Genomic DNA, 9,826 nt, shown 5'->3' with positions numbered 1-9,826 from the left:
TTTATTTTGGCTAAATAAGCCTTACAAGCTTCATCATTTGGTAGTTCTTTTATAAAACTCAGTATATTTTGACCTTGAAAAACATCCATATCTGTTATAGTTAAGGACACTAAGATACAGAAACTAAATGACTAACTCAGTTCATTTATATATTTACACTATTCCTTAAAGTGTGTAAACTATAAAATTATAGAGTTCAATTTTTCGTAGTTGCACCCTGCTTTTCAAATATAGTCAAAAACCGGTTTAAAATAACGCTCCAGTTTATGATGCCAAATGAATTTCAGCTTGGTTGATAATAAATTTGAATTATTTTTTCTTTAGATGAAATAAAAAATATTAGCCGTAGGTTACGGTTCTATTTTATATTGAAATATAAAGGAAATAGAAACTAATTTAATGCGTCATTTAAATATTAAAAAGGTATTAGTTCATCTCAGTTCTTATACCAAGAGTCTACAGTATAGGAGTACTTGTCATTTTAATCTTCTAAGGCAGCTTTGGTCGCTCCAGAAAAAACATTGGCTATTGTATCGGTAAAACCTTTGAGATTGTCAGTTACCGTTATTTAGACATCCTGTACTCTTCTGGATTTCATATATATTAATCAGACATCCAAGAAGGTAGTAGATTCGTTCATTGCCGTCACATTCCTAATACTTCCTTTTGCCTTCATTACGTAATTCTACAGCAAGATAGATTACTTTGTTTACAACCCGCGAATTTTCTCTAACCTATAAAATACAATGGCACCTCGAAAGAATCAAATAAGTGCTTTCTAAAGGTCTGTTGTGCCAAGCTATTAAATCTCTGGTAATCTTATCGGTCACTACGGAAATTGTGGAAGGTAGATGTGTTAAAACCGTATAATTCATTCAATTGGGCTTCGATATCTGAGTTGCTCATACCTTTGGCATAAATCAATATTATTAAACTCTCAATATCTCTTGGTAAACGATTTCGTTTTGGGACTATTTGAGACTCAAATTCAGACTTTCGATCTCGTGGAACTTTAAAGTCAAATTAACAATTCTGAGTTTTAATCTTCTTTTTGTCATAGCCATTTCGGGCATTGTCCTGTTCCATTTTTTTTGATTCTTAATAGCCAAGGGAGCTTGACTTTCTCCTTGCAACATGCTTTCTACTCCTCGTTTGTAGAGAGTATTCATGAAGTTTTCAAAACCCTTCTAATCTTTAAATTGTTTTAAAACTTACTATTTATACCATTTTAACATTCAAATGACGCATTAAATTCGTTTCTTTTTCATTCATATTTCACACAAAAACAAAACCGTAACTGGGCTATGCATATATTTTTATTGCTTATCTGAATAAAAAACATTCCAAATTATTATTACGTCATTTAAAAACAAAATTGGTATTAAGAGTTCTTCTTTTGTCATTTAAAGTGTGTTTAAAAGTTGAAAATAATTAGTTTAAGTTATTTCTAGAATATTTTTTGCTTTTTAAATGAGCAAAATATTATAAAACAAATTTCTATTTACACACTTTATAGGATGTTACTAAACAAAATTATACCGTAAACTCTTTTCATTATAGCTCTCAATTTACACAATAGGTACTACTCTAAAATATTTATTGATCCAAACTAAAAATAATAATTAAAGCTCTAAGAGGAATCTTAGAGCTTTAATTATTTCAAATATGAATATCTATAACAAAGCTACATGCTTTGTTAGTTTAGATTGTAAGTTACCTGCTTTGTTCTTGTGGATAATGTTATTCTTAGCAAGCTTTTGTAACATTGCAATTACAGCAGGAAGTTTTTCTTCGGCTTCTTTCTTTTCAGTAAGAGCTTTTAAATTTCTAACCGCATTACGAGTCGTTTTATGCTGATACTTATTTCTCAACTGTTTTTCTCCGTTACTTCTAATTCTTTTTAACGCTGACTTGTGATTTGCCATAACTTAATTTCTTGAAAATTAATTTTTGTAGTCCGTAGGGGAATCGAACCCCTGTTACATGGATGAAAACCATGCGTCCTAACCCCTAGACGAACGGACCAGTTTTTTGCTTTTTATTAAAGCGATGCGAAAATATAACTTTTATTAAATTTTACAAAATTTTTCACAAAAAAACACACCTCTAAAAACAAAAAGCTCTAAGATTCCTCTTAGAGCTTTAATTCTTTCAAATCTTAATTTCTATAACGAAGCTACGTGCTTTGTTAATTTAGATTGTAAGTTGCCTGCTTTGTTCTTGTGGATAATGTTATTCTTAGCAAGCTTCTGTAACATTGCAATTACAGCAGGAAGTTTTTCTTCGGCTTCTTTCTTTTCAGTAAGAGCTTTTAAATTCCTAACCGCATTACGAGTCGTTTTATGCTGATACTTATTTCTCAACTGTTTTTCTCCGTTACTTCTAATTCTTTTTAACGCTGACTTGTGATTTGCCATAACTTAATTTCTTGAAAATTAATTTTTTGTAGTCCGTAGGGGAATCGAACCCCTGTTACATGGATGAAAACCATGCGTCCTAACCCCTAGACGAACGGACCATTGTTTGCTTTTTTAAAGCGATGCAAAAGTATAACTTTTTCCAAAAAAAACAAAATAAATTATTGTTTTATTTTAAAGTTATTGATTTTCATAATCAATATGTGAAAACTAGTACATCTCTCTCGATTTGCGGTTGCAAAGATACACTAGATTTCAGATACTACAAACAAATTTTATTATATTTTAATATGCCTTTGCAAAAAGCACTCTTTTTGAAGATGGTTTACCTGAATACACACATATTCCAGCCTCTTCTTTAGCGTTTAGAGCTATACAACGAATCGTAGCTTTTGTAAGCTCCTTGATCTTGTTTTCAGTCTCTTCAGTCCCGTCCCAGTGCGCTAAAACAAACCCTCCTTTGTTATCGATCACCTTTTTGAATTCATCAAAACTCTCGACTTTAGTGATATGCTCGTCGCGATAATCTTTTGCTCTCTTAAATAAATTGACTTGTATTTCTTCTAAAAGGGTAACTATTTTATCTTCAATCCCTTCTTGACTTACAGATTCTTTGGTCAAAGTGTCTCTTCTTGCCAATTCAAGCGTACCTTTCTCAAGATCCCTAGGCCCAATTGCAATTCTCAATGGAACTCCTTTCAATTCGTATTCTGCAAATTTCCACCCTGGTTTATGTGTAGTTCTGGAATCAAATTTAACAGAAACACCTTTGTCTTTTAACAATTTTACAATTCCAGTAACTTTTTCAGAAATAGCATGCAATTGTTCTTCATTCCTGTATATTGGGACAATTACAACTTGAATAGGAGCTAGTTTTGGAGGCAATACTAAACCAAGATCGTCAGAATGTGTCATAATCAAACCTCCTATTAACCGTGTTGAAACTCCCCATGAAGTAGCCCAAACATGTTCTTTTTTTCCTTCTTTATTTGTAAACTTTACATCAAAAGCTTCCGCAAAATTTTTGCCTAAAAAATGTGATGTTCCCGCTTGTAAAGCTTTCCCATCCTGCATTAAAGCCTCAATAGTATATGTATCCAAAGCTCCAGCAAAACGTTCACTTTCAGTTTTGACACCTTTTATTACTGGCATTGCCATAAAATTTTCTGCAAAATCTGCATAAACTTCTTGCATCCTTGTAGCCTCTTCTATAGCTTCAGTTTTTGTTGCATGGGCAGTGTGACCTTCTTGCCACAAAAACTCAGCAGTTCTAAGGAACAAACGTGTTCGCATCTCCCAACGAACAACATTGGCCCACTGGTTGATTAAAAGTGGTAAGTCTCTATAGGATTGAATCCAGCCTTTATATGTACTCCAAATAATGGCTTCACTAGTAGGTCTTACAACTAACTCTTCTTCTAATTTTGCATCTGGATCCACTATTAATTTTCCATCATTATTAGGGTCGTTTTTCAACCTATAATGTGTCACAACAGCACACTCTTTCGCAAACCCTTCAGCATTCTTCTCTTCAGCTTCAAATAAGCTTTTTGGAACAAGTAAAGGAAAATATGCGTTTTCATGTCCAGTTTCCTTAAACATTTCGTCTAGGACTTTTTGCATGTTCTCCCATATGGCATATCCATAGGGTTTGATAACCATACAACCGCGAACAGCAGAATTCTCTGCCAAATTGGCTTTAACAACCAATTCATTGTACCATTTTGAGTAATCTTCACTTCGTTTTGTTAATTTTGTGCTCATCTAAAATAAGTTTGGCATAAATATTGTAATTTTAGCATAATATCAGCTAAAACAGTTTGGCAAAACTAATTAATTTTAGATTGTTCAACAATAAAAATCAATCATTATGAAACTAGCAGCTATTAATTTCGGTAAAATTATTGGTATTTTTCCCATATTAGTGTTAATTATTGGGCTTTCGTCCTGTGGTTCTTCACAATATTATGCTGAAAACCAAGATGGAATATACCCTGCAAAAAAAACAGAAGTACAAACAAGTAACTATCCAAATAGAACTTTTTCTTATGAAGTTGCTGACATCAATGATAATTTAGAATATGAAATAGCGGAATATGAAGAAGAAGAGTACGTTGAGAAATCTGTAGAAGAATACATTGAAGAACCTATTGTCGTTGAAAACAATTACACAAATGTATATGTAAACAACAATACTAGTCCTTATTGGGCTGGTGGGTTTTATGATCCTTATTATTATTATTATAATTATGGAAATCCATATTATAGTCTTAATTTCTATGCACCTATTTTTTATTTCCCCTATTATGGTTATCGAAATAATCATTATTACTCAAATAATCATTACTACCCAAATAATCATCGTTATGGAAAAAGGAATAATTCTCAATTAGCATCAAACTCATCAGGAAATAGAAATTATAATTCTCGTTATCTAAAGTCAAATTCTTCAAGAAATAACAAATCTAGCAAAAGATCTGGCTATACTAATTCACGAAACACACAAAAAAACACTAATAGCAGAAATAACAGCAGTTCAAACAGAACCTATAAGTCGAATTCTAGCAGAAATAATAGCAGCTCTAGCAGAACTAACAGTAGTTCAAATAGAACCTATAACTCAAGCTCTACCAGAAGTACAAATAGTAGATATACCCCTTCAAGACAAAGTTCTTATAGCAGGAGTTCTTCTTCTTCTTCTTCTTCTAGATCTAGATCAACCCCTAGTAGATCTAGTTCAACTTCAGGTAGAAGTAGCAGTAGAAGATAATGCACCTCTATCACTTAAAGTCACTTAAAATATTAAAAATGAAATATCTATATATATTCTCCCTATTATTAGCCATAAGCTACACATTGCAATCCCAAAGTATAGGTTATGTAGATCTTGGAGTACTCTTTTCGCAAGAAAACTATGATGGGACTGCTCGTTATAACGCTATGAGTGGAGCTTTCGGAGCTCTTGGAGGAGAAATAAGTTCTATTTACCAAAACCCTGCAGGTAGTGCTGTTTTTGCTAGAAGTGAAATTTCGCTAACCTACTCAAACTCGCAATTAAATACGGATGCCACCTATTACGGAAATACATCCTTTAACCCAAACAACAGCTCTAGATTTCCACAGTTTGGAATGGTGTTTGTGTTTGATTCTCCTAACCTTAGTTCTGGCTGGACCAAATTCACCTTAGGATTCAACTACAACATAATTAATGATTTTAGAGGTAACTATTCCATCCAAGGAAATAACGAAATCTATAATCGCTACAATATACATCCATTTGATAATGATGCCATTCCTTACAACATCCCAGAGGAACAATATTTCGAAAATATTACAAGTGGAATATCAGATGTTTACACTTTTTCATTTGCGTCCTCCTATAAAGATGTTTTTTATATTGGAACTTCTTTAAATTTTCATACAATTGAATTTTCGCAAGAAACCTTTTTGTCTGAGTATAATTCTGACGATAATGGGCATTATTTAAATGCAGAATACACTCAGTACCTAACAGAAAACAGTTCTGGTGTCTCTTTAGGAATAGGAATAATTTATAAACCTTTTAGAAATTTCAGATTGGGTCTTGCCTATCAAAGTCCTATTTGGCACCCTGAATTAGCAGAAGAATCCAATGCCATAGATTATGATACTAACAACACCTATACAGGCTTTGAAGAGCAAGGGTATCTAGATATTTACAGTAGTGACATTTCTGGTCTCTATCAAAACACTAGATCTAATTACCCAGACATTCTAGCTTATAATTATACTCTTAACACTCCTGAGAAATGGACTGTCAGTGCAGCTTTTACTCTAGGTCAGCGTGGCTTGATTAGTATCGACTACCATCAAAAAAACTATAGTCTGATACAATTAAAAAACAGTTATGAATTTGAGGAAGAAAACCTAGAAATAAATAACTCTCTAACAACAGCAAGGGGAATTAGAGGTGGTGGAGAACTACGATTTAACCAGTTTAGCTTACGTGGCGGTGCTTTCCTAGAAGAAAGTCCATACAAAATCGAAGAAGAAACGATCTATAAAAAAGGTATTTCGTTAGGTTTTGGATTTAAATTTAATAAGACAAAACTTGATTTCGCATATCAATACACAGAAATCGATGACAAATACTCCATGTATCATAGTTCTGAGCCTGTTGAAAACATAACACTATTAAACACCACAAACAGAATAACTTCTACACTTTCCTATGCATTTTAATAGTAAACACCAGTACATAAAAATATTTTATTTTAGCATTTGAACTTTCTCGATATACAGAAGATAGTTTTTAGAGTAATTAGCGTATTTTTGCATAAAAAATAATAGAACAGGGATGAGCAAACATCAAATTACTATCGAAGCTACTAACAATCCTAGCATTGTTAAATTCAACAGCAATAAACTACTTACTCAAGGAGGAAGCTATCAATACAATAATGTAGACGACACAAAAGAATCTCCATTATCCAAACAATTATTCCATTTACCATTTGTAAGCAAAGTGTTTATCAGCGCTAACTTTATAGCTATCGAGAAATTTGACATTGTAGAATGGTCAGATATCCAAGAAGAAATCAGAGAACTTGTAGAAATATATCTTAATCAAGGTAATCCCATAGTAACAAGTGCTGCTGAACCAAAAAAAAATTCGATAGAGATTTATGCTGAAAGTACACCGAACCCAGAGGTTATGAAATTTGGCAGCAATAGATTGCTTACCGAAAAAGATTTTGAATATAAAAACAAATTTGAGACAACAAACTCACCCTTGGCTTCTGAATTATTTAAATATGTTTTTGTCAAAGAAGTTTATATCGCCGAGAACTACGTATCAATAACAAAAAATGACACCGTAGAATGGGATTCTGAAATCATTAACGATCTTAGGCAATTTATAAAAACGTATATAGAAGAAAATAAATTGATTATCGACGAAACAATGGAGGTGCCGAAAGCTGAAGTACCTACAACTGATATTCAGGACTTAGAAGGAACTTCTTTAGATATTGCAGGAATATTGGATGAATATGTAAAACCTGCTGTCGCAGCTGATGGTGGAAATATTGTTTTTCAATCTTATGACGAAGACACCAAGGTTGTGCGCGTAATTTTACAAGGAGCATGTAGCGGTTGTCCATCATCTACGGTTACCTTAAAAAACGGAATTGAAACCATGTTAAAAGAAATGCTTCCTAACAAAGTAAGCGAAGTTGTTGCAATAAACGAATAAACTTACTCTACGTAATGTCAAAAAACATCACCCCGTATAAAGACTCTCAATTCGGAAAAAAAGAGCAAGTCACAAAAATGTTTGATGCTATTTCAACAAATTATGATGGTTTAAACCGTTTAATATCATTTGGTATTGATGTCAAATGGAGAAAAAAAGTAATTCAGCTTATAGGTAAAAACAACCCTAAAAAGATTTTAGATATCGCAACAGGAACTGGTGATTTGGCTATTATGATGGCTGATTTAAAACCAAAAGAAATTATAGGCTTAGATATTTCTTCTGGAATGCTTGAAGTAGGGAAAGAAAAAATCTCTCAAAAAAACTTATCAGCTTTAATAAAAATGATTTTAGGAGATTCTGAAAACATTCCTTTTGAAGATAATTATTTTGATGCGATTACCGTTTCTTTCGGAGTTCGAAATTTTGAAAACCTAAACAAAGGATTAAAAGAAATATTTCGTGTATTAAAACCAGGAGGAACTTTTGTCGTTTTGGAAACAGCTGTACCTACAAAAACTCCGTATAAACAAGGATACCAAATTCATTCTAAATTTGTGTTACCTTTTATCGGAAAATTATTTTCTAAAGACAAAACAGCCTATTCTTATTTATCAGAATCTGCTAATGCTTTTCCTTTTGGGAAGGACTTCAACAATATTTTAGAAAAAAATGGGTTTAGTAACTGTATAGATATCCCAGTTACTTTTGGTGTTGCTTCCATATATATAGCAATAAAAAAATAAAATACTTGCTGGTGCTCGAAAAAGGAATACAATGAAAAAAAACAAGATACTAATAATTTTACTAACCTTACTTGTTACTATTGCTGCTGTTGCACAACAAAGAAAAGTAACTCAGATACCACATTTTGACAAACACGAATTGCATTGGGGTTTTTATTTAGGCTGGAATAATAGTGACTACAGAATAACCTACAAGGAGAATATTTTTCCTAATACAAGCGTTAAACTTGATAATAAAACCGGTTTTAATATTGGCTTGATTGCTGATATGAGAATTAATAACAGTTTCAATCTAAGACTAGAACCAGGACTTATTAGCAATGAAAGTACTTTGCTTTTTATAGACAACGATCACTTAGGTGTTTTTGATATCATTTCATCTACACCAATTGAATCTACGTTTCTACATATTCCAATACTTTTAAAATTCAGTGCCTTGCGTTTTAATAATGTTAGACCTTATTTGATAGGAGGACTTTCTTATGATTATAATTTCTCAAGCAGCCAAAAAAACAAAGACGATAATTTCAGTGGTCAATTCAGAATGCAATCACATAATTTCATGTATGAAATAGGTTTTGGATTCGATTTTTATTTTCATTATTTCAAATTCTCACCTTCTATTCGAGGACAGTTCTCTATGACAAATGAAATCTATTATGACAATCCTAATAACGGGAATAGTCCTTGGACAGATCCTATTGCTTCTATGACATCTCGTAGTTTGTTTATAAAACTAGCATTTGAGTAAAAGCTGAACTCAAGTCACAAACGCAATTTTTAGGTTAAATAATAATTGTTCCATAACAAATATAAGATTTTCATGGATCAAGTAATAAAGTTGGAGCAATTTAGAAACGTGTTGTTTTTGAGTTCCTAAACTATACCATTTTAATCAATATAAATACACATGGTAAAAAAAAGGCTGTCATCGCTATTGTAACACTAACTTGAATGGTAAAATGGTATAAAAGGAACCAAAGCGAATGATGTAATTAATATTCTCAATAAAACATCAATAGAAACAAGAAATAAAGTACAAGAAGTCACAGTTGATATGGTTGGAAACCTAAATTTAATAGCTAAAAGGTGTTTCCCTAAAACTCAAATAGTGACAGATAGATCCCATATGCAAAAATTATCGTCAGAAGCGGTACAAGAAGAACGTATTATGCTTAGATGGGAAAATATAGCTATAGTAGAAGCTCGGAAAAACAATAAAGTATACAAAGCTGTCATTCTTAGCAATGGAGGCACTCACAAACAATTATTAGCCAGAAGTCGATATCTATATAAGACCGTTGCATAATGCTCTTTTCATTTTTAGATTTCAATTTTGACTTTTTAAATCTAAAATTTATATTTTTTTTTCTTATTTTCATTGTTTATGTTAGTTATGGATCTATTTTTTGGTTCATTTTCCTTTAGTT

General features: G+C 32.1%; 10 protein-coding genes, 2 tRNA genes and 1 pseudogene. 6 read left to right on the top strand and 7 right to left on the bottom strand.

Going from position 1 to position 9,826, the window contains the following annotated elements; genetic code table 11:
- The 7 genes and pseudogenes from V5787_RS00455 to proS all read right to left on the bottom strand — a co-directional run.
- Window positions 1-89 (bottom strand): annotated as a pseudogene (locus V5787_RS00455) (IS1595 family transposase); the annotation flags it as partial.
- A gap of 882 nt (window positions 90-971) precedes the next feature.
- Window positions 972-1,169 (bottom strand): hypothetical protein, encoded by a 198-nt coding sequence (locus V5787_RS00450; RefSeq protein WP_336891323.1) that lies wholly within the window; start codon window positions 1,167-1,169, stop codon window positions 972-974.
- 504 nt (window positions 1,170-1,673) lie between these two features.
- Window positions 1,674-1,925 carry a 30S ribosomal protein S20 gene (gene rpsT / locus V5787_RS00445; RefSeq protein WP_336891322.1) on the bottom strand — a complete coding sequence of 84 codons (252 nt, stop codon included), beginning with the start codon at window positions 1,923-1,925 and terminating at the stop codon, window positions 1,674-1,676.
- A gap of 28 nt (window positions 1,926-1,953) precedes the next feature.
- A tRNA-Glu gene (locus tag V5787_RS00440) sits at window positions 1,954-2,025 on the bottom strand.
- A gap of 140 nt (window positions 2,026-2,165) precedes the next feature.
- Window positions 2,166-2,417: a 30S ribosomal protein S20 gene (gene rpsT / locus V5787_RS00435; protein ID WP_336891321.1), complete on the bottom strand. Its 252-nt coding sequence runs from the start codon at window positions 2,415-2,417 to the stop codon at window positions 2,166-2,168.
- A gap of 29 nt (window positions 2,418-2,446) precedes the next feature.
- Window positions 2,447-2,518: transfer RNA gene (locus V5787_RS00430), tRNA-Glu, on the bottom strand.
- A gap of 184 nt (window positions 2,519-2,702) precedes the next feature.
- Window positions 2,703-4,181 carry a proline--tRNA ligase gene (gene proS / locus V5787_RS00425; RefSeq protein ID WP_336891320.1) on the bottom strand — a complete coding sequence of 493 codons (1,479 nt, stop codon included), beginning with the start codon at window positions 4,179-4,181 and terminating at the stop codon, window positions 2,703-2,705.
- A gap of 106 nt (window positions 4,182-4,287) precedes the next feature.
- Between proS and V5787_RS00420 the strand changes: the two genes are divergently transcribed.
- The 6 genes from V5787_RS00420 to V5787_RS00395 all read left to right on the top strand — a co-directional run bounded on the left by V5787_RS00420 (window position 4,288) and on the right by V5787_RS00395 (window position 9,705).
- Window positions 4,288-5,187 (top strand): hypothetical protein, encoded by a 900-nt coding sequence (locus V5787_RS00420; RefSeq protein ID WP_336891319.1) that lies wholly within the window; start codon window positions 4,288-4,290, stop codon window positions 5,185-5,187.
- A 38-nt stretch (window positions 5,188-5,225) separates the two neighbouring features.
- Window positions 5,226-6,638 carry a hypothetical protein gene (locus V5787_RS00415; protein WP_336891318.1) on the top strand — a complete coding sequence of 471 codons (1,413 nt, stop codon included), beginning with the start codon at window positions 5,226-5,228 and terminating at the stop codon, window positions 6,636-6,638.
- Between the two features lie 115 nt (window positions 6,639-6,753).
- Entirely contained in the window at window positions 6,754-7,650 is an 897-nt protein-coding gene (locus tag V5787_RS00410; protein WP_336891317.1) for a NifU family protein, read from the top strand.
- Between the two features lie 14 nt (window positions 7,651-7,664).
- Window positions 7,665-8,396 (top strand): bifunctional demethylmenaquinone methyltransferase/2-methoxy-6-polyprenyl-1,4-benzoquinol methylase UbiE, encoded by a 732-nt coding sequence (gene ubiE, locus V5787_RS00405; protein ID WP_336891316.1) that lies wholly within the window; start codon window positions 7,665-7,667, stop codon window positions 8,394-8,396.
- A gap of 31 nt (window positions 8,397-8,427) precedes the next feature.
- A complete protein-coding gene (locus V5787_RS00400) occupies window positions 8,428-9,147 on the top strand; it encodes a porin family protein (protein ID WP_336891315.1) in 720 nt (239 codons plus the stop codon).
- A gap of 216 nt (window positions 9,148-9,363) precedes the next feature.
- Window positions 9,364-9,705 (top strand): transposase, encoded by a 342-nt coding sequence (locus tag V5787_RS00395; RefSeq protein ID WP_336891324.1) that lies wholly within the window; start codon window positions 9,364-9,366, stop codon window positions 9,703-9,705.
- The last annotated feature ends 121 nt before the right edge of the window (window positions 9,706-9,826 follow it).

The sequence above is a fragment of the Flavicella sp. genome, from assembly GCF_037132785.1.
Taxonomy (GTDB): domain Bacteria; phylum Bacteroidota; class Bacteroidia; order Flavobacteriales; family Flavobacteriaceae; genus Flavicella.
Note: the sequence above shows the minus strand (reverse complement) of the source record. Positions and strands in the feature narration are given on the sequence as shown.